General features: G+C 51.9%; 18 protein-coding genes. All 18 read right to left on the bottom strand.

Annotation, left to right across the window (positions count from 1 at the left end):
* The 18 genes from kdsB to H6507_02080 all read right to left on the bottom strand — a co-directional run bounded on the left by kdsB (position 1) and on the right by H6507_02080 (position 19,508).
* Positions 1–726 (bottom strand): 3-deoxy-manno-octulosonate cytidylyltransferase, encoded by a 726-nt coding sequence (kdsB, locus tag H6507_02165; GenBank protein MCB9367908.1) that lies wholly within the window; start codon positions 724–726, stop codon positions 1–3.
* Positions 723–1,013: an Asp-tRNA(Asn)/Glu-tRNA(Gln) amidotransferase subunit GatC gene (gene gatC / locus H6507_02160; GenBank protein ID MCB9367907.1), complete on the bottom strand. Its 291-nt coding sequence runs from the start codon at positions 1,011–1,013 to the stop codon at positions 723–725. Before gatC ends, kdsB begins: the two co-directional genes overlap by 4 nt.
* A 98-nt stretch (positions 1,014–1,111) precedes the next feature.
* On the bottom strand, positions 1,112–2,917 hold the full coding sequence (locus tag H6507_02155; GenBank protein MCB9367906.1) for an ABC transporter ATP-binding protein: 1,806 nt from the start codon (positions 2,915–2,917) through the stop codon (positions 1,112–1,114).
* Positions 2,914–4,656 carry an ABC transporter ATP-binding protein gene (locus H6507_02150; GenBank protein MCB9367905.1) on the bottom strand — a complete coding sequence of 581 codons (1,743 nt, stop codon included), beginning with the start codon at positions 4,654–4,656 and terminating at the stop codon, positions 2,914–2,916. Before H6507_02150 ends, H6507_02155 begins: the two co-directional genes overlap by 4 nt.
* Positions 4,657–4,734: 78 nt before the next feature.
* Positions 4,735–5,649 carry a DUF4340 domain-containing protein gene (locus H6507_02145; protein ID MCB9367904.1) on the bottom strand — a complete coding sequence of 305 codons (915 nt, stop codon included), beginning with the start codon at positions 5,647–5,649 and terminating at the stop codon, positions 4,735–4,737.
* Positions 5,646–7,235, bottom strand: a complete 1,590-nt coding sequence (locus H6507_02140; protein MCB9367903.1) for a Gldg family protein — start codon at positions 7,233–7,235, stop codon at positions 5,646–5,648. The genes H6507_02145 and H6507_02140 overlap by 4 nt, the downstream gene beginning before the upstream one ends.
* 3 nt (positions 7,236–7,238) lie before the next feature.
* Positions 7,239–7,949, bottom strand: a complete 711-nt coding sequence (locus H6507_02135; GenBank protein MCB9367902.1) for an ABC transporter permease subunit — start codon at positions 7,947–7,949, stop codon at positions 7,239–7,241.
* A 2-nt stretch (positions 7,950–7,951) separates the two neighbouring features.
* Entirely contained in the window at positions 7,952–8,884 is a 933-nt protein-coding gene (locus H6507_02130; GenBank protein MCB9367901.1) for an ATP-binding cassette domain-containing protein, read from the bottom strand.
* Between the two features lie 152 nt (positions 8,885–9,036).
* Positions 9,037–10,644 carry a serine/threonine protein kinase gene (locus H6507_02125; GenBank protein MCB9367900.1) on the bottom strand — a complete coding sequence of 536 codons (1,608 nt, stop codon included), beginning with the start codon at positions 10,642–10,644 and terminating at the stop codon, positions 9,037–9,039.
* 33 nt (positions 10,645–10,677) lie between these two features.
* On the bottom strand, positions 10,678–12,216 hold the full coding sequence (locus tag H6507_02120) for a sigma 54-interacting transcriptional regulator (protein ID MCB9367899.1): 1,539 nt from the start codon (positions 12,214–12,216) through the stop codon (positions 10,678–10,680).
* A 17-nt stretch (positions 12,217–12,233) separates the two neighbouring features.
* Positions 12,234–13,031: a hypothetical protein gene (locus H6507_02115; GenBank protein ID MCB9367898.1), complete on the bottom strand. Its 798-nt coding sequence runs from the start codon at positions 13,029–13,031 to the stop codon at positions 12,234–12,236.
* A 123-nt stretch (positions 13,032–13,154) separates the two neighbouring features.
* On the bottom strand, positions 13,155–14,789 hold the full coding sequence (locus H6507_02110) for a T9SS type A sorting domain-containing protein (protein ID MCB9367897.1): 1,635 nt from the start codon (positions 14,787–14,789) through the stop codon (positions 13,155–13,157).
* A 188-nt stretch (positions 14,790–14,977) separates the two neighbouring features.
* Complete coding sequence (locus H6507_02105; GenBank protein ID MCB9367896.1) at positions 14,978–15,145, bottom strand: hypothetical protein; 168 nt, start codon at positions 15,143–15,145, stop codon at positions 14,978–14,980.
* A gap of 74 nt (positions 15,146–15,219) precedes the next feature.
* Positions 15,220–15,909 carry an SDR family oxidoreductase gene (locus tag H6507_02100; protein ID MCB9367895.1) on the bottom strand — a complete coding sequence of 230 codons (690 nt, stop codon included), beginning with the start codon at positions 15,907–15,909 and terminating at the stop codon, positions 15,220–15,222.
* Positions 15,897–17,600 (bottom strand): hypothetical protein, encoded by a 1,704-nt coding sequence (locus H6507_02095; GenBank protein MCB9367894.1) that lies wholly within the window; start codon positions 17,598–17,600, stop codon positions 15,897–15,899. Before H6507_02095 ends, H6507_02100 begins: the two co-directional genes overlap by 13 nt.
* A 106-nt stretch (positions 17,601–17,706) precedes the next feature.
* Entirely contained in the window at positions 17,707–18,258 is a 552-nt protein-coding gene (locus tag H6507_02090) for a hypothetical protein (GenBank protein MCB9367893.1), read from the bottom strand.
* A gap of 168 nt (positions 18,259–18,426) precedes the next feature.
* Positions 18,427–18,927: a hypothetical protein gene (locus H6507_02085; GenBank protein MCB9367892.1), complete on the bottom strand. Its 501-nt coding sequence runs from the start codon at positions 18,925–18,927 to the stop codon at positions 18,427–18,429.
* A complete protein-coding gene (locus H6507_02080; GenBank protein MCB9367891.1) occupies positions 18,924–19,508 on the bottom strand; it encodes a sigma-70 family RNA polymerase sigma factor in 585 nt (194 codons plus the stop codon). The genes H6507_02085 and H6507_02080 overlap by 4 nt, the downstream gene beginning before the upstream one ends.
* Positions 19,509–19,609: the final 101 nt, after the last annotated feature.

Below are 19,609 nucleotides of genomic sequence, written 5' to 3'. Positions count from 1 at the left end.
TCAGTAATTTCGGAGAGAAAGGTTCTGCAAATCTTCAGGTGTGTCGATGCCGGAGGAATCGCTCTGGACTGCTACCGTGTGAATGGAGTAACCCGCTTCCAGCCAACGCAATTGCTCGAGGCTCTCCACTTTCTCAAGCGGAGACGGAGGCAGTTTGACAAGCTCTTTCAGGACGTCACTTCGGAAACCGTAAATTCCGAGATGACGGTTGTGAATCAACCCGTCAGGCTGGTTTCGTGTGAAAGGGATCACGGACCGGCTGAAATACAGCGCGCGTCCGTCGTGTGCAACCACTGCCTTGACGACGTGCGGGCGCTCAAGTTCCGTGTTCGCTCGAGTCGGGACAACGGCAGTACCGATCTCGACACCGTGGCGGCGCATCAGATCAGCGACTGCGCCGATGACTTCGGGTTCCATCATCGGTTCGTCGCCTTGAACGTTCAAGACGAATTCAAAGTCAGCGTAATCTCGCGCGGCGGCGGCGACTCTGTCCGTGCCAGAGGGCAGCGCAGGATCTGTCATCACGGCATCTGCTCCAAAACCTGCGCAGGCTTTCAATATCCGGTCGTCGTCAGTCGCCACGACCACGCCGTCAAGACTATTTGCGGCGCGGCATTTTTCCCAGACATGCTGCACCATAGGTTTGCCCCAAAGCATCGCCAGAGGCTTACCGGGAAAACGGGTGGCTCCGAAGCGCGCCGGAATCACCGCCAGAACACGGCTCATCCGTTTAAGACTCGCGGCAACCGGAAATATTCCTTGGTCCTGTCAGGCGCATCCCGCAACACAACTTCATGCGGAAGCGACTCATGCGGAACGTCATCTTCGAGCAAATTATCCCCCTGCACGGCATGCACCATCGGCTCAATTCCAGTCACATCTACAGCCTTGAGCTGGTCGAAATAATCCAAAATCGAATTGAGGTCTTTGTAGAGTCCTTCAATGTCGGACTCCGAAAGCCTCAACCGCGCCAGTTTGGCCAGCGATTCTATTTCTTTTCGTGTGACACTCAAGGGAAATTTAACTCAACAAAAACAACATGTTTGACAGTTTACCACTAATCCAATTAAGGTAGGAGAAAATCCCCCAAAAGTCAAGCGAGCACATCGGCTTATGCAGCCTTCACGCCTTGCCCAAATTGCAGTTTGTATAGTCGGTGGTAGATTCCGCCCAGTTTCAAAAGTTCGTCGTGCGTGCCTTCTTCCCGCAATTTCCCATGGTGCATGACCAAAATCCGGTCGCAACTCTGGATTGTGGATAACCTGTGCGCAATTATGATCGACGTACGACCTGTCAACACTCTCCCAATGGCCTGCTGGATAAGCTGCTCGGTTTCCGTGTCGATGGAGGCTGTCGCCTCGTCCAGAATCAGCAATTCCGGTTTTCTTAGAAGAGCTCGAGCAAAAGCTAACAATTGCCGCTGGCCCGTGGATAACGTCGCTCCACGTTCGACCACCGGCTCATCATATCCAGCGGGCAGCCTCCCGATAAACCGGTCGGCAAATACCAGTTTGGAGGCTTCCTTAACCTGTTCATCGCTTGCTTCGGGTTGTCCATACCGAATATTTTCCGTGATATTGCCCGCGAAAATAAAGACATCCTGCAAAACTATCCCCAGCATCGCCCGCAATTCCTTTAGGGGATAGTCCCTAATATCCCGGCCCCTGATGAGAATTGCGCCGCGTTGAATATCGTAAAATCTTTGAAGCAGCGAGATGATGGTCGTTTTCCCCGCACCGGTCGCACCAACCACGGCGATCGATTGGCCTTCATTGACGACGAAGCTCACGTCCTGCAAGACCCATTCATCCGGCTTGTAGGCAAACCACACGTTCCGAAACTCAATGAAGGGAGCATTTTCAGCCGCGAGTTGCGGTGTGCCGGAACCTGATTTCTCTTCGACTTGAATCGGCTCATCGAGCACACCGAAGACGCGTTCCGCCGCCGCCATCGCCGCTTGCAGAATGTTGTATTTTTCGGCAAGGTCGCGCACAGGTCTGTAGAAACGCTCGACGTATTGCAGAAACGCGACGAGGGTACCGACCGTCACGGTTCCCGCGATCATCATTGTGCCGCCGCCCCAGATAATCGCGCCGATTGCCAGCGCGGAGATGAACTCGACACCGGGAAAGAACAGGGCATAGAAGAAGATTGTGTCAAGATAAGTGTTCTTCAGGCCGCTGTTTTGCTCTTGGAATTTGTCGAAGTTGTGTTTTTCTCTCCCAAAGAGCTGAACCACGCGCATTCCTGTGATATTCTCCTGTAGGTATCCGTTCAGATTAGAAATCTGTCCGCGCGTCTTCCTGTAGAGATCTCGCACTTTCTTTCTGAACGCGAACGTAACACCCAGCAAAAGCGGTATCACCAGCAGAGTCAGCAACGCCAGCCGCCAATTGATCGCGAACATCACGCCCGTAATTCCCAGCAGCGTAAACACGTCGCCGAATATCGCCACCATCCCCGAGCCAAACAATTCATAAAGAGCCTGTACGTCCGACGTCACACGAGTCATCAGCCTTCCAACCGGATTGCGGTCAAAATAAGGTACTGACAGCTCTTGCAGCTTGTTGAACACGTCGCGGCGCAGTCGATACATGATCATCTGACCAGCTTCGCCTGTCAAGTAAACCTGGCTCCATCTGAGAGCCGTGGACAATGCGGCGATAATCACAAAAATGACTACAAGTTTCATCAGTCCCGGCATGTCGCCGTTCGCGATGTATTTGTCAATCGCGATCTTCGAGAGCCACGGCCCCGCCAATTCCGTTACCGCTCCGAGCAGCAAAAGAAACACGGCGAGGAAGAGTTTGCGCTTTTGGTCGCCGACGTATCCCCACAGTCTTTTCGCCAGAACAGAATCGTAGGCCTTGCCCATCACATCACGGTCTTCGGAAGTCTTGCTGCCTTTGTCGCTCATTCCGTCAACTCCAACTCTTCTTCCAACCTCTGACGCCGCTCCATGTCGGCATAATATCCGTCCAGAGCGACCAATTCAGCATGCGTGCCGCGCTCTATAATCTCGCCGTTCTCCATGACATATATGCAATCCGCGTCGCGCACAGTTGACACACGATGTGATATCAAAATCGACGAACGATTCTGCATGAACTTCTTGAGACCTTGCAAAATCTCCTCTTCGGTGTGCGTATCAACGGCCGCCAGCGCATCATCCAAAATCAAGATAAGAGGGTCCCGCACTAACGCGCGCGCCAAAGCAAGCCGTCCTTTTTGGCCGCCGGACAATGTTACGCCGCGCTCGCCTACCAAAGTCTCATACGAGTCGGCAAAGTTCTCAACGTCCTTGTCGATTCTGGACACACGAGCAGATGCCATTGCCTCGTCGCGGCTGGCCTCCGGTTTGCCAAAGATCAAGTTGTTGAAAATCGTTTCGGAAAACAAGAACGCGTCCTGCGGGACCATCGCGACCCGCAGGCGCAGCTCGTCGATATCCCACTCTGTAGTCGGAATTCCGTCGACGAAGACTTTTCCCCGCGTTGGATCGAGCATGCGAGGGATCAAGTTGATTAGAGTCGTTTTTCCGCAACCCGTTGCGCCGACGAACGCCACCGTCTGACCCGGCGCGATTGTCAGGGTGATATTTTTCAACATCGGCTCGCGTTCACCGTAGGCGAAGGAAACGTCTTCGAATTTTATTTCTCCGATCCTTTCCGACGCAATATCACCGCTCGGGGGTGAGGCAATATCCGGTTCCGCGTCAAGTAACTCTTGAATTCGTTTCATCGAAGCGGCGCCGCGCTGCAGTAGATTCGCCACCCAACCTACCGCGATCATCGGCCACGCAAGCATACCAAGATATCCGACGAATGCCACAAAATCCCCAAGTGAAAGTTCGTTCTGTATGATTCCGTAACCGCCGATCAAAAGTATCAACGCGGTTCCGACTTCAAAGAAGAATCCCATCAACGGGAAAAACAGCGCCTGTACTTTCGTCATCGCGATGTTTCGTTTGACGAATTCCTGATTAAGAACGTCGAACTTCCCGCGCTCTTGTTCTTCCTGCGAGTACGCGCGTACGACGCGCGCACCGGAAAGATTCTCCTGCGCTTGATCCGAGAGTTTCGAATACTGTTCCTGAATATCTGTTTGCAGCTTGTGCGTGAGTTTGCCCAGTTTATAGACTGAGTAGCTTACCAGAGGTGTGATCACGAGAGTCAACAATGTCAGCTTAGGCGATATCCAGATCATCAGTATCAGAGAAAAGATCGCCGTTAAACTCGTGTCAATCGGATACATGAATCCGGGGCCGAGGACGTTACGCACGCTGTCCAAATCGTTTGTCATCCGCGCCATGAGATCGCCGGTGCGGTGTTTCGTGAAATACTGCGTCGTTTGCGTTTGCAAATGACTGAACACGGTCGCTCGCAAATCTTGTTCGACGTATCGCGACATTCCGATAAGCAGCATTCGCATATAATATCGAAAAATCCCGCCGACCAGTGACAGGCCAATGATGATTCCCGCGTATTCGGCAAGTTTTGCGGACGTAATTCCACTTCGCAAATCGTCAATCGCAAGTTTCATTACCCACGGTGCAAGAGCATAAAGCGCCGTGGAAAAAACGGCGGCGATGCATCCCCAAACAATCCGTGTCCGGTAGGGCCTTAAGTAGGGTATGAGATGTCTAAGTGAGTTCATTCAAACAGTCGTTATGACATGACGAAGCCTCCGGCCAAACCGGAGGCTTCGCAAACATGTGTGTTTCGAACGGTGCCCCTATCCCGCGGGCTTTTCTTTGTCAAGCAATTCATCTTTCTTTTTGAAGAACACTTCGACCGTACTATTGTATAGCACGAAATCCGAAAGCGCGCCTTTCTTGCGAACATAATACTGCTTGTCGTCTCGGGGGACAAAAGCCAGATCGACCGTGGACCCGTCCATCATCTCGGCATGTACCGTTGCCTTGGGATTTGTAAACGTCTCATCGCTGAGTGAGTCGGCAAACTCGACGGCATTGATGCGCGACAACATCCGCGTGATTCTCTCGACTTGTTGCTTGACTGCCGGGAACTCAACGCCATTTTCAGACGCTTTCCACAACGTGTCCTGCTTCTGCAAGTCAAGAGTCTCGCCGTCGTGCCTGATGGTCACATGACTTATGCTGTCCATGGCAAGTGCCGTTATTGTTTTGTCGCGCCAGTCAGCAGGGGGCCTGCGAAACGCGGACGTATGATTTCCGCCGATTTCCCAAACTTCGTCACTTCCTTCCAAACGCGCATAGCTGGTTTGCATGGTCGGGCCCGCTTTGCCCAAAAATACTGACTCGTGCTTGCCATTCGTCGTGATGTTTACGAGGACACCTTTATCGCTGTCTACGTCAAATTCGCCATAGCGCTCCGGCTTGTCGGTAACCATGGCTTTCTTGGTCATCTGTGAAAACCTCTGCAAGGCACGTCCCACGTTCGCGGGGTTGGCGGGATAGACCTTGGCTCCCATGAGCTTCCATCCGTCGCCTTCTTTTTTCAAATCGGTCGTATCCGTCGCCGTAATAATTTCCAATTCTGTTACGGACGCGCTGTCCGCGGCAAGCAACGGAATATTCGTCTTTGCAATCGGTTCTTTAGACGTCATGGCCCAGTAAACCGCAATCAAAGCGAAGAGCACGGCGGCCAAAACTAAAGTCTTGTTCACAGTGTTACCTCCTTCTTTTTGCGGCGACGGTTCCAACGGTAAAGACCAAGCAACAGCACCAGCGCGGGAGGTACAATCATGTCAGCCATCTTAACGCGCTGTTTCGTTTCATCCGTGATGTTGGGATCAAGCGGACGGACCGCGGCGTCGCGCGAGCGAATGGCCAAAAGATCCGTGTCCTGTGACAGCCAATCCACGATATTCAAGAACAAAACGAGATTGGGACTGCCCTGCTGCATATACTGTCCGCCGAGCATATTGCCGTCACCAACAACTACCATACGAGTGTCGGGACTCTCGGTCAAGATATTCACGGCAGGCGCGGAAGCCATCGAGTCCGCAGGCATCGGAACGCTTTTGCCCTTGAAATACGACGGAAACGATCCCGTAAGTGCGGCCGCAAACAGTTTCTTTCCACCCGTAAATTGTGAACGATCTCTCCGCGTTTCCGGATTTATGTCGAACTGTCCGACCTGAACGTTGGTAAGTTCCGAGGACTGAATCAACGGCGTAATCTGCACAGAACCTTCGGAAGGCGTCACCGTGTCGATTGAGCTCGGGAAGAACAGCGTGCCGCTGTTCAGACCCTTGGTAATCGGCTGGTCTTGATTGAAATCGGTAACTTCCGGGAAGCAGGAGTAGCGCACAAGATTCGTCATCATGAACATACCCTGCTGGCGCTGGATATTGATCATCGCGCCGTTGGCGTCAAGCACGAGGTTATTTGCAACGGTAAATCCGTAGCGGCGAGTCCAATCGTCGATATCGAGCTGCAGTTGAGTGGCTTGTCCGGTGGATGCGTCACCCTGAACTTTGTTGACGAACCACGCAACCTTTCCCCCGCGCATGACGAATTGATCCACGACAAATTTGGTCCAATCGTCAATCGGTTCTTTGGGCGCAACGATGCACAGGACATCCACGTCCTCAGGGATCATTTCCGTTCCTGACTTCGTGTCAATCGGCACGACTTCGTAGTAGCGCGACAATGAACTGGTCACCGTGCGCAGGTCCTGACCCAAATCAGGTATGCCGTAGTTCGTCAGAAAACCGACCTTGGGCAACTTCTCCGCTACCAGGCGTTTGATCGTCGACGTCATTTCGTACTCGAAATTGTTGACCGACTGGATCAGCGGTATGGTCTCGTGTTTGTCACCATAAATGAGCACGAGTCCCATGTACACTTTCTTGAGTTGGAGCGCGTCTTTTTCCATCACGTTAACCTGTGCCGGCTGAACGCGGTATGATTGCGCTTCTTTCTCAAGCTGTTCTTCGTCCGCCGGGTCAACGAACTCAAAATAGAAATTGCCCTTGCCGTATGTGCGGTAGTCTTCCAGAATGTCGCGGACATAGCGCGCATTGGCGTTGTAGGGCGGCGGGAGATCTTTGGTGAAGTAGGCCTTCACCGTCAGACGGTCGTTGAGATTTCCGACGACGTTGCGCGAGGCTTGACTCAGCGTATAGATCTTCTGTTCGGTCAGATCGGCGCGGGCAAATAGCCTTAAGCCGATCAAATTCACCACGACGATTATCGCGGCAATCACCAAAAGGGTCGAGATATTAGATACTGACCAAGTTTTCTTCATGATTTAGTCCCCCCTCCGGCGCGAAAGCGCATGACTTGCGAGAAGCAGCGCGAAGAAAATAACTGACGCAAAATACAATAGATTTCGAGTGTCAATTACTCCGCGTGCCACATTTTGGAAGTGGTACTCAATGCCAAGATACTCGAACACGCCCGCTAAGCCGCTGGGCAGGAAGAACAATATCTTGTCGGCGATGAAGAAGAAGAACGAAATGAACAGAGCCAGAATGAAAGCGACAATCTGGTTGTCTGTCACCGACGATGCAAACACTCCGATAGCCAGATACGCGGCGGCCATTAAGACCAGTCCGACATATCCGGCAACCGTTTGACCCGTATCGATGTTTCCTAAACTTGCAATCGTGAACGCGTAGAAAAGCGTGCACACCAAAACAACTCCCAAGAGGCCCAAGGCAGCAAGATACTTGCCGACGACGATCTCTGAGTCCTTAATTGGATAGGTGTAGAGCAACTCAATCGTGCCCGATTTCTTTTCGTCGGCCAATAGCCTCATCGAAATCGCGGGAATAAAAAACACAAACAACAACGGGACGATTCCCCAAAGAGTTCTGAGGTCCGCCTGATTGGCCAGGAACAAGTTACTCGTGAAGAAGTAGCCCGTGATAATCAAAAAGAACGTCAAGACGATGTACGCAACCGGCGAATCGAAGTAGGATTTGAATTCCCGGCGGGCAATAACCATAATGTTGTGCATAATTAGGCCGCCGTTAGCTTGTGGAACACTTCTTCGAGACTCTGGGTCTCCGGAATCATCTCAAGCACAATCCAGTTTTCACTCACCGCGAGCTTGAATACGTCTTCCCGCACATCAGAATTCGCCGCACTCTCCACACGGAATTTGCTCTCGCCGGACTTGCCGGTTTGGACATTTCGCGCTTCTTCGACGGAGGGAAGAGACTTCAGCTTTGAGATCGCACCGTCACCGTTCCCCTTAAGCGTAAGCATCAGCACAGTTCGACCTTGCAGGCCCGCTTGCAGGCCCTCAGGAGTATTGTCTGCGACCAGCTTGCCGCCGCTGATGATAATCACCCGAGAGCATGTGGCCTGTACCTCGGACAGAATGTGCGTGGAAAGGATTACCGTTTTCTCACGCCCGAGCTCTTTGATCAATGCTCGGATCTCGACGATCTGGTTCGGGTCAAGTCCTGCAGTCGGCTCGTCCAAAATCAGATACTCGGGATTGTGGATAATCGCTTGAGCCAAGCCGACGCGCTGCTTGTACCCCTTGGAAAGCTGACCGACGTCTTTCCCGAGAACCGCGCCCAGTCCGCAGCGATCCACAACTTCTTTGATGCGGGTGTGAATCTGTTCCTTGGGAATCTTTCGCAATGCGCACACATAATGGAGGTAGTCGAGGACATTCATGTCCTGATACACAGGTGCAAGTTCCGGCAAATAGCCGATCTTTTCGCGAATGGCGAGAGAATCCTTTTCCATCGTCAGGCCATCTACTGTGATCGTTCCGGAGGTTGGAGGCATATAGCCCGTAATCATCCTCATGGTCGTGGTCTTGCCCGCACCGTTGGGTCCCAGAAATCCGAGAATCTGTCCCTTCGGTACACTGAGCGAAACCGCGTCCACGGCTTTGACTCCGCCATATGACTTCGTCAGATCGTGAAGCTCAATCATGGACCTTCAAATCAGTTGCTTAATGGTTGTCTATGAACAGTTTTGAAAAATATACGCGTCAGAAACTCGATGGTTCCCGATTTGGCGAAAACATAAATATATGAATTTCTGGAGATTGGCGCAAACCCTGCAAGAAAAAGAGGTTTTGCGGACTAAAGCTGGGTGAGATCGACGTGCACCTCGTAGACGGGATCCCCGTTTTCGAAGATGAGTTCTTTGTGATAGGTTGGGTAATTGGGGTGGCGTAGTTCGAGGGTGTGGCTGCCCAGCGGCAGGTAGACGACTTGTGTGGAAGGTGTTCTGAATTTCATTTGCCCGTCCACAAAAACATCCGCCCACGGTCGAACTGAGGCGACTCTAAGTCGACCAACAGATTCCTGAAGATCAGCGTTTATTTCAATTGTATCTGCGGCAGGCAACTGTACCTGTCGTGTAACGGGCAGTCCTATTTGATCATTCAGAAAGAGAAAACTTCCCATACCGGACGGGAGTTTTATCGGAGTAACTAACGGAGTTGTTCCCAAGAGCGAGTCATTGAAAAAGACTCTTGCCCATGGTGTGCTCGTAATCGTCACGAATGAGGGCCCCGTGGGAACGGGCTTTTCTTCAATGGGCGGCGTTACAGCTAACGTGTCGCGCGGTTTGGGCTTTGGAGGCGCTTGAGATGTGTCAACCGTACGGGAAAGAGTATCTCTGATGTGCGTCGTGTCGGGTATCTCAACAGGCGGAGTAACCACTGTGTCAACGGGCTGTTTGGTCTCACTCTTCGTTACTGGAGGCTGTTCTTTCTTTGCCATGCTAAACAGTCCAATGAGAACCACTGCCAGTACGACAGCCGACAAGACCAACCAAAGAATCATCGGGTGAGGTTTCTTGCGGTGCTCGACAGGAATCGCGGGCTCGGTGCGCTCGTTCCCCGAAAGGAAAGCTGTTAGTCTCGTCAAGTCCGCCACGGGCTCTGGGGGATCCGAAATCAGAGCTTCCCGTGTTGCATGTGCTGACTCCTGCCGTGCCGACGGATCGCGGTCAATCAATTGCTCCAAGACCTTGATCGCGTGCGGCGGAATGAAATCGCTCCACTCACCCAAGTCCGGTGTGCGGTATTTCATCACGTTCTGGAACGCTTCTCCCAGATTGTCGCCTTTGATCAAGCGATTCCCCGTCAGCATCTCAAAGAACATCGCACCGCACGTAAACAAATCCGTTTGCGGTCCGGTTTCGCCGCCCAAGGCCTGTTCGGGCGACATATAGGTCGGAGTTCCGACCACCATTCCTTCCTGCGTCACGGCAGGCAAGTCGCGAAGGCTTGCAAGGCCGAAGTCCGTGATTTTCACGGCGCCGGTTTGCGCAATCAAGATGTTGTCCGGCTTCAGGTCACGGTGAATGATCCCGTTCTTGTGCGCTTCTTCAAGTCCCGACAGAATGTCGGTCATAACTCGAAGCGCAACTCCGTACGGCAGCACGCCGCGCCGTTTCAACAAACTTCCAAGCGTCTCTCCATCTACATACTCCAACAACAGAGAGAGTGAGTCTTCTCCGGACTGAATGTCGTAGATCTGCACGACATTCGGGTGCGACAATCGCGCAATTGCCCGCGCTTCCCTTTCAAAACGAATCCGCAGATCGGCATCGCGCGCGAACTGCGGATGAATTGATTTCACAAGCACTTTCCGGTCGAGACTGTTGTCCCAGCCTTCCCAAACCGTGGCAATCCCGCTGCGCGAGATTTCTCGAACAAGTTTTACACGATCATTGCTCATGGAGTGTTAGCCGGTCGCAGCATTCGAGACGTCTCAGTTGCCGCCATCCTTCCACTCTGCCAGCTTGTAGTGAAGCCAACGTAATGACACACCGAGCGCCGAGGCCGTTTTCGTCTTGTTGCCGCCCATTTCTTCAAGTGTGCGCAAAACGTATTCGCGCTCATGCTCGCGCAGCGACCGCGATCCGCCGGGAGTCTTCAGCACTCTTGGTATGATCAGCTCGTCCGGGGTAATATCCCGTTCGCCCGCCAGCACGATCGCGCGCTCAATCGCATTTTCAAGTTCGCGCACGTTGCCCGGCCAATGATAGCCCGCCAAAAGACGCATCGCGTCTGACGTGATCTTCTTTTCCGCCGTGCCAGTCTTGGTCGCATACTTCGTGAGGAAGTGCCGGACAAGCAGAGGCAAATCGCCGTCACGGTCCCGCAAAGAAGGCATGTTGATCGTAATAACATTGAGGCGATAGAAAAGGTCTTCTCGGAATGAGCCCTTTTCAACCTCTTTGGCAAGTGGCTTGTTCGTGGCAGAGATCACCCGCACGTTGACACGCCGGGTTTCAGTGTCGCCTACTCTGCGAAATTCTCCGTCTTGCAGCACGCGCAGCAGCTTGGCTTGAATCGACAGTGGAATATCGGAAACTTCATCCAAGAAAAATGTTCCGCCGTCTGCGATTTCCAGAAGACCCTTCTTGTCCGAAACCGCTCCGGTGAACGCGCCGCGCTTATGGCCGAACAACTCGCTTTCAAGCAGAGTCTCGGACAAGTTGCCGCAGAACTGTGCGATAAAAGCCTTGTCCCGGCGCGGGCCGTTGTAGTGGAGCGCGCGGGCCACCAGTTCTTTTCCCGTTCCCGACTCGCCTTCCAACAATACAGAAATGTCGGCATGAATAATCTTGTTCAGCAGTTCGAAAATCTCCTGCATCTTCGAGCTGTTGCCGATAATTTCCTTGAATTGGTACGTGCGCTGAACTTCACTGCGAAGCTGGTAGTTTTCGTCGCGAAGGCTGCCCATCAAACGCGCGTTCTCAATCGCGATCGCACAAAGATTCGAAAAGGCTTTTACAAATGAAAGCAACTCGTCCGTGAAACCTTCGCGGTGCTTGCGGCTGTCCAAATAGATCGCTCCGACAATCTTGCCTCGCAAGAGAAAAGGCACGGCCATTACGGCGCGAATTTGGTTGAAGATGACGGATTCCGCGCCGGCGAAGCGCGGATCGGTTTGTGCGTCAATCGTCAGTACACCCTGCTGAGACTCAATCGCGTCCATGACGATCGAACGGCTGATTTCGGATACGGACAACGCCGTCTCGGGTGCGATGTTGCGAGCCGTACGGACCGACAATCCGGATCCGTCGTCTTTGCCGTTGCCTTCTTCCTTAAGGACAAGAAAACCTCGCTCCGCATTCACGGTTTGAATCGCGATGTCCATAATGCGTTCAAGCAATGAGTCGATTTCCCAAATCGTATTGAGGACTTGAGAAATATCGAACAATGCCTGAAGCTGCTCTCGCGGGAGCGCGGGCTGGGTTACAATTCCGGAGGTTCCCGGAAGTCTAGCAGATGAACCTTCCATGGTAGTAATTCTTTTCCTTAGCCCGGAGGTGGAACACAGGCGGACGTGCAATGCTGCACCGACCGGAACCCGCCGGATATTGACCCTGCGGCATTGCCAAGCTCGTCCACAACAAATACGCGCCAACCATAGAAAACTAACGCGTTGCTGTCCGCGGGCTGAAATAAATCTTGATCTACAAGAGTTGTGGTATCTGAAGGCGAGATCCCGTTCATCGTCAGGCGCGACACATAAAACAGGTTTTGGTAGTAAAATCGAATTTCAAGTTCCCGCGCTTGTCCCGACCCATTCCATCGTTCCCATTTCAAAGTCCGGTAGTCCGGGCAAATGCAATCTAAGCTGCTCAGGGGCCACGTGATAGATGGATATTCCTTGAAGGGCCGCGGAAAACGAATTGTATCTTCCGCGGTTGCACCGGAATCGTCGGACACGCTAAGCGTAACCAGACTCCCTGTGAATTTGGAAATAGCTGAATCCAGTTCCGATTCCTCGAGAGTCATAGCCCAGAGAGTGTCCTGCGGATAGTATCCAAGTCTGCCGAAAAACCTGCCGTTCACCGTGACATTGATGTCTCCGATTCTCAGATTACTGTCAGGGTCCGAGATTCGGGCCTTGACCGTAACACCGCACTGATCTTCGATGGGCAAGTTCACACAACTTGTGTTGATCGCCAATCCACTGATGACGGGCGGGCGGTTCGGGATAGGCGGAGCGACATACAGACTCGAGTTCGGATCAAATGGATTTGATCGTTCCGGAGTCCACGAACACCCTGCAATCATCCCGGTTAGGATTAAAACGACTAGCCACTTCATGTAAGAAAGTATTGACATTTTGCGCGCAAGTCAAGAGAATGTGCACACTTCGTGCACATTCTTGTACAAAAAGAAAAAGGGTCGTTAGCAATTCTAACGACCCTTTCAAAATATTGATTCAGCTTATTTTACAAGCATCAGCTTTTGTGTGCCGAGGAAGCGTCCATCCAGTTCGGCCCGGGCTATGTAAAGCCCTGAAGCTAAACCAGAGGCTTCAAAGTGCACATTTTGCAAACCCGCCGAATAAACGGGAACTACAGACTGATAGACGACTTGCCCTAAGACATCCCATACCGCGACCCGCAATATCCCCGGGTTGGCGACTTCGAACCGCAGCGTTGTGCTCGGATTGAACGGATTTGGATAGGCAGCCAACATTACTGTCTCTGCAACTTCGGGCCGCTCGCCTACAGGCGAAGAGGTCTGATGATAGTAGAATCGGCCAATATCTAAACGTGTGTTGTCAGGGTCATGTCCCCGAGTCGGATCACCGTGATCGATACACGGAGATCCCGCGGTCAAGGAATAGAAGGCCGCCATTTCTGCCGCAGTCTCCCACTGGCCCAGTTCACCAACTGCCGCGAAACCGGGATCCGCTTCCCAAACAGAGTCGCCAATGTTGATCGCGTATTCGTCGACGTCACTTAGCAACTGCGTTTCATTCTCCTGCGATCCCATTACGCCAGCTACTGTCGCGCCGTCGGCCGTCCACTTGACGATATAGTTTGCGTCAATTCGACCAGCGCCACTTGTGTTAAAGAAGATGTCGGTAGCGTTGCGCATGATCGAAGTCGTCGAACTTATCTGAATGTACGACGTACGCGCGGCAAAGAAACAGCTCGAGCCGAAGCCCGGCGCACCAAGCGCGGTTATCGTCATCTTCGAAACATCCAAATCACCGTCCACTTCATTCAGCACGCCGATCACCATGTGCGACATGCTCTCAACGTAGACGATCGTATAATCCAGTTTCCACAACTGTACACCGGATTCAGGAGAATTCCCGAATCGAACACCCACAGCAACCAAAGGCGAAACCACTGTGATGTCGTTGTGTGAAAGACAAATATTTGTGCTTTCGTCGATCCAAAGTCCTGCGGTCACCGCAAACGGATCTATGGGATCACCCGGGTTCAACTGAGGAACAATGGCGCGAACAAAGTTATCACGAAAGATATTGCCGGGCGCAAACTCGCAGTCGGAGGACGCGGCGCCAGAAAGCCTGTTCAAAATTACTGCTTTCGAATACAGTCGATGTGTCAGAAACGAATTGCTTCGTACATGAAGCTCAGCAGCCGTGGCGCGCATACAAGTTTCTGCGGCCTCAAGGCTGCAACCGTTCATCTCCAAACCACCGTTTAGGACTTCAACGCATTGGTGCGCCAAGCCCAAAACCGATGAGAACTTGACATTATTCAGAGTGTGCCAACCCGTTTCCCCGTTGAGCTGAAGTCCGCGCCAGCCTTCCATACACGAAATAGTCACGGGCTCATCAACCGTACCCAAAATTGTCAGAACGCCTTCTACCGAGAACTTCTCAATGCCTTCGAAGTAGATATGTACGTCGCGCTCAACATCGAGAACCTCTCCTTCAGGGACAAATGCGCCTTCCGCAACAATCACGGAATCGCCAACATCCCATTTTCCGGACACTGGCCCCATTCCGACGTACCTCACCCCAGCCGTCGCAATTGATGCAACGGCCATACAAAGCAGAAGCCACTTGTAATAGTTCATTCTCATGTTAGAATGTCCCATTTTGTTGCGGAGATCTTCCGACCTAAAATGCGCGTAACCTTCTGTTCTCTGGTGATCTACAAATTCTGAGGCGTTTTCTAAAACGCAGACGTTCGTGTCCAATACACGACTACATTGTCAATATATGGCTGGAGTGACGGAATGTCAATCATTCCTGACACAATTTCTCACACCTATGTTTTCACAAGTTAGCTCTTATCTCTAAGTAATTCAAATATTTCATCGTCGTTTGGAAATCTGTGCTCACGAAATTTTGAAAAAAGGAGGAGACCATCCTTGCGAATCTCAAATGCGCCGCCCCCAGACTTGATCATCTCTGGGGCTGGAAGTCCCTGTTTTTTCATATTTTCAGCCAAACTGGCCGCATGTGGACCATAGTTTCACTGCACGCAGTACTCTATCGACCATTTCACACTGCTACCTCACTGATTCAATTTGTGGAGTTTTCTCCTTCGTCACCGATCATCAGACGCTCTGACCGAGATTGGATAACGTCGCAAACTCCCACCACGATTTCTTCACACGTAAGTTCGCGTGGCCCTTCTTGAGTTGCCACTCTACCAAGGTATACTTCACTTATTGCAATGTCGAGTGCCGCGATTTCTTTGCGAAGTGAATTTAAATAGATTTTAAGCGAAGCCTTGCTCGCCGCATAGGCTACAGGCTGTTCTTCGGCATCCAAGGCCGCAGCGCTTGACAGGACTATGGCATGTCCGCGCTTTAGCCTTTGAAACATCGGCAAGACCAGTTGAAAACAATTCACGAATCCGAAAAAATTCGCCCCCATCACTCGCGCGAGTTCGCCCTCTGTTACGGATGCCGCACTCTCCGTCGACAACACACCAACATTGTAAATTAATCTGTCCACACGCGGAGACCATGCACTGAATTTCATCATGGCATTCAGCACGCCTTGCGATTCGGTGACATCCGCCACAAAGACCTCACAATCGACACCCCATGACTGGAGCCGCTCTTGGTAGCGGTAAATGAGGCCCGTGTTCCGCGAAAGCAACCCGATGCGTTCGCCTTGCCGCCCCAACTCGCGCGCCACTTCCAGTAAATCGCCCGACACTCCGACGATTAGCGTCGCCGGCCTATGGCCGTCTAAAGATTCCATCCGAATCCTGCGTGAATTTCAGTACGGTTGTCGAGTTTGCTCTGTGAAATATTGGAAAGCGAGAACAGCAAGTTCAAATTTGGGAGTACTTCATATCGACCGGAGAGAGTAATCGTTTCCGTCCTTATGAATTGTCCATCGAGAAACACAAAGTCCGAATCAGAATCCCCAAAATTCGGAGCGTCGATAGATCCGCCGACGTTTTTTTCGTCGGTGTTCGCACCGTGATTTTGTCTTTCGTAGGAAATTGCGGCATAGAGCGGATAGAACGATGCGCCAAGTCTAAAATGAATGAACTCGCTATTGGGTTCATTGGTGTAGCCCAAGGATGATGTCCAATGAGTATATTTGTTCACTCCAAAAAAGTGTGAGTAGACAAATGGACGAACTTTGGTGTATTCAAACCGCGCGTCAAATTTTTCCCAGAACGGTTTGGGGATAATTCCATGCACACCAAGCGTGTAGGCATTCTTGCTGCCGCCGCCGCTGTTGCCGAAAATGTCACTGACGATGACGTCGTCCAACAGAAATTCTCCGTAGACTTTTAATCCCGGTTTGATGCGCCATTTGCCATCAAAAGAGAGTAGCAGATTGTCTTTGTCGTCGTTCGAGTGCTGGACACTGTAAAGGAAATTCATAGGAGTCAGATAGCCCAATTGCACTCCGCGATCACCGTAAATGACGGCTTGCGAAAACCCGAACAGCGCGTTCGGACCGGGCATGATTTCCAGTCGCTGCGCCGAGATGTACTTCTGGGAGTTTATAGTGCGCGGTCGTCCGTCTGGATTGATGTAGAGAGTGTCCGACGGAATTGTGGACTCTAAAACTCCGTGCAAAAACGTGTAATTCACACGACCGGGTGCCGCATCAAAGCGCAAATAGTCAAAGGGTGGTGCGTAACCATTCAGAATCAATCCGCCAAAATATGACGGGCCCCATTGGTGACGGCCGCGTCCAGCCGTAACAGCTAAGTCTGTTCCGTAGTATTGAATCAGGGATTCCGAGATATCATAAGATGTGCTATTGTCGCCCTTAAGTTCGATGGCGGCCCAACGGTCTTCGTAGAGTGAGCTGCGTGTTTCGTAGGGACCGTTTCCGGTTTCCGTGTAATCCCGGAAATCCACCATCGCATAGAGTCTTTGTTTGTATCCCGCTTCAAGCCGCAATCCGCCTGCGAACCGCGAAATGCTCCCGCGCTCATCGTCCGTATCAATGTACTCAAATCCATAAACGGGTTGAATGCCAAACGCAAGCTCATCGAAATTGCGCCAGTCTGAAAAGAAGTAGACGCGATCTGTATAAAACGAGTCAAAAATCGGCGGCCAAAAGCGAACGCGCCAATCCTCGACCGGCATCACATTTATGTCGCCGCCATAAATTCTCTCGCGCGCACGTTCTTCAATCTGATATCGCTGTGCTTCTATTGAAAGTCTGCGTACTGGGGGTGCGATGCGGGCGCTGATGGAATCGACTATGAATCTGGCTTCCGCCGTTGAATCCCGCCGCATGTGAAACACCATTTTGATGCGAGGACGCGCTTCGGAATACAGCCAGATTCTCTCGCGTGTTTCATAGCGCTCCGCAAAGTCGTACGAGCTGTTGCTCAGCAACGGAAAGCCCGAGTTTCGCGCACGTGCATTCGCGGAAAGCGAGATTAACAGAACCAGCAAAATTGAGGTCAGCAGTTTCATATCCTCAATCTACCCATTCCCCACCCAAATTTCAATACTTTCCATGAGAAAAGGGCCGCCCTAAGGCGGCCCTGAAACCTAACCTTGCCCTTTAAGGCAGGGGTAACTATTGCTTCTCGGGCATTTGTGCGACCTTGGTCATCATCGCATGACGATCCTCGGCACTTGCCTTCATGACGTGCTGAGCACAACCGTCGCAACAGGCGCTCATCTTCATGCCGTCCGCGACCACGCACGTCGTCTTGTCCGTGATTTCGAACTCGGTACCGCACGCGCACGTCGCCATGTGCTTGCCGTCCTTCTCGAACTCGTTGGTTACCATGTGCGCCGTTCCCATCTTCGATTCAATACCGGACACGGCTTTCATCATGTCTTCGGCGCTGGCACCCTTCATATGTTCCGCGCATTCCGGACCACAGGCATACAAAGTCATGCCGTGAATATCCATGCTCGGGCTGTCCTTCGTGACTTCGAACTCCTTGCCGCAGCCGCAGATTGCCATCTTGTGGCCATCATGTTCGGAAACGACGTTATTGGCCATGTGCATTGTAGCCATTTGCACGTCGTCAGAGGCAGGCTTTACCATGGCGTCATCGCCTGCAAGCGCCGGCAACGCAACCAGCGCAACCATCAGCATCAATCCCAGTACTTTCTTCATCCTTACCTTCTTTCTATGATTTGTTATGGCGCTATGTTGTTCTAACTCAGGAACGGCCCCCCAGTTCCCAATTAAGCTAATATAATGTTTTCTATAGCACTTGTCAATTTGAAAACCAAAAAAGGGCAACCGAAATCGGCTGCCCTTGGTCAAAAATTCTTGATAATACTACGCTTCTGCGCCCCAACTTTCGTGCATCACCGAGTAGGCAACCCCCACAACCACGATCGGGATCAAGGCACCCAAGAGCACAAATGGCTGGTGCTCAAACCACGAAATTCCGAGGACACTGTCCAACCAACCAGCTCCTTCGTACATTTCGCCCACAGCTTTGCCCCACAGGTCGCGTCCCCATACCAGTGCAATCACAAACAACCCGATGGCAGGCGCCAAACCAACCAGCCAATCCAGCCAAGCCGATTTTTCCCTTTCAGACAACACAACCGGGCGGGTTTTCCGCAGGACTGAAGCTGTAAATGAGGCCGAAGGTAACAAGACCGGCATTGCCGACAAAGCGTGATCGACGGCCGCAATCTCCCGAAAACACTTTGCAAGCACCGGGTCGGATTTCAATTCAAGATCAAACTGAGCCGCTTCCGCCGCAGTCATCTCCCCATGAAGACGATCGCATGCCCGTTCATACATGTGATTCTTTCGCTTGCCGCTCATTCGAGTTCCTCCAGACTGTCTCCGAACATTTGTTCTCTAAGCCAAGCCTTCCCGCGAAACAGGTAGCTTTTCACCGTTCCTACAGGCACGTCCATGATATCTGATATTTCATTATATGATAGCTGTTTCAAATAGAACAGCACTACAGCCGTGCGGTGTTTCTCGGCCATTTGCGGAAGCAGCCTAATCATCTGCTCCTTTAAACGGACTTCCTGACCGTAGGGATTCTCGTCTTCATCCACAAACTGCGGGCCGCGCTCCGTGACCGGGTCATCAATATCCAAAAACTGAGATCTCGACCGTGCGGTTTTGCTTTCCGCTATTGCCAAATTTAAGGCGATTCGATATATCCAAGTCGAAAGTTTACAATCACCACGAAAATTATGTAAACCTTTCCAAACCCGGATAAAGACCTCTTGCGCCAAGTCCTCCGCATTCTCGACCTTCCCCGCCATCCGTGCGACAAGGTTCAGAACCATTCCTTTGTACTGGTCAATCAGTTCTGCGAATGCCTGCTGGTCCCCCGCCCGGATCCGCTCTACCAGATGAAGGTCCTGATCTTCTGTCGGCGGAGTTGACACCTTGTCCTCTGTTTATTAATATTGAGAGCGAAACCAGACCAAAGGTTGCAACTTTCCGGCTGATTAAGCGCTCATAAATACCGAAACGGCCCCGTGCAGGG

It is taken from the genome of Calditrichota bacterium, assembly GCA_020637445.1.
GTDB lineage: Bacteria > Electryoneota > RPQS01 > RPQS01 > RPQS01 > JABWCQ01.
Note: the sequence above shows the minus strand (reverse complement) of the source record. Positions and strands in the feature narration are given on the sequence as shown.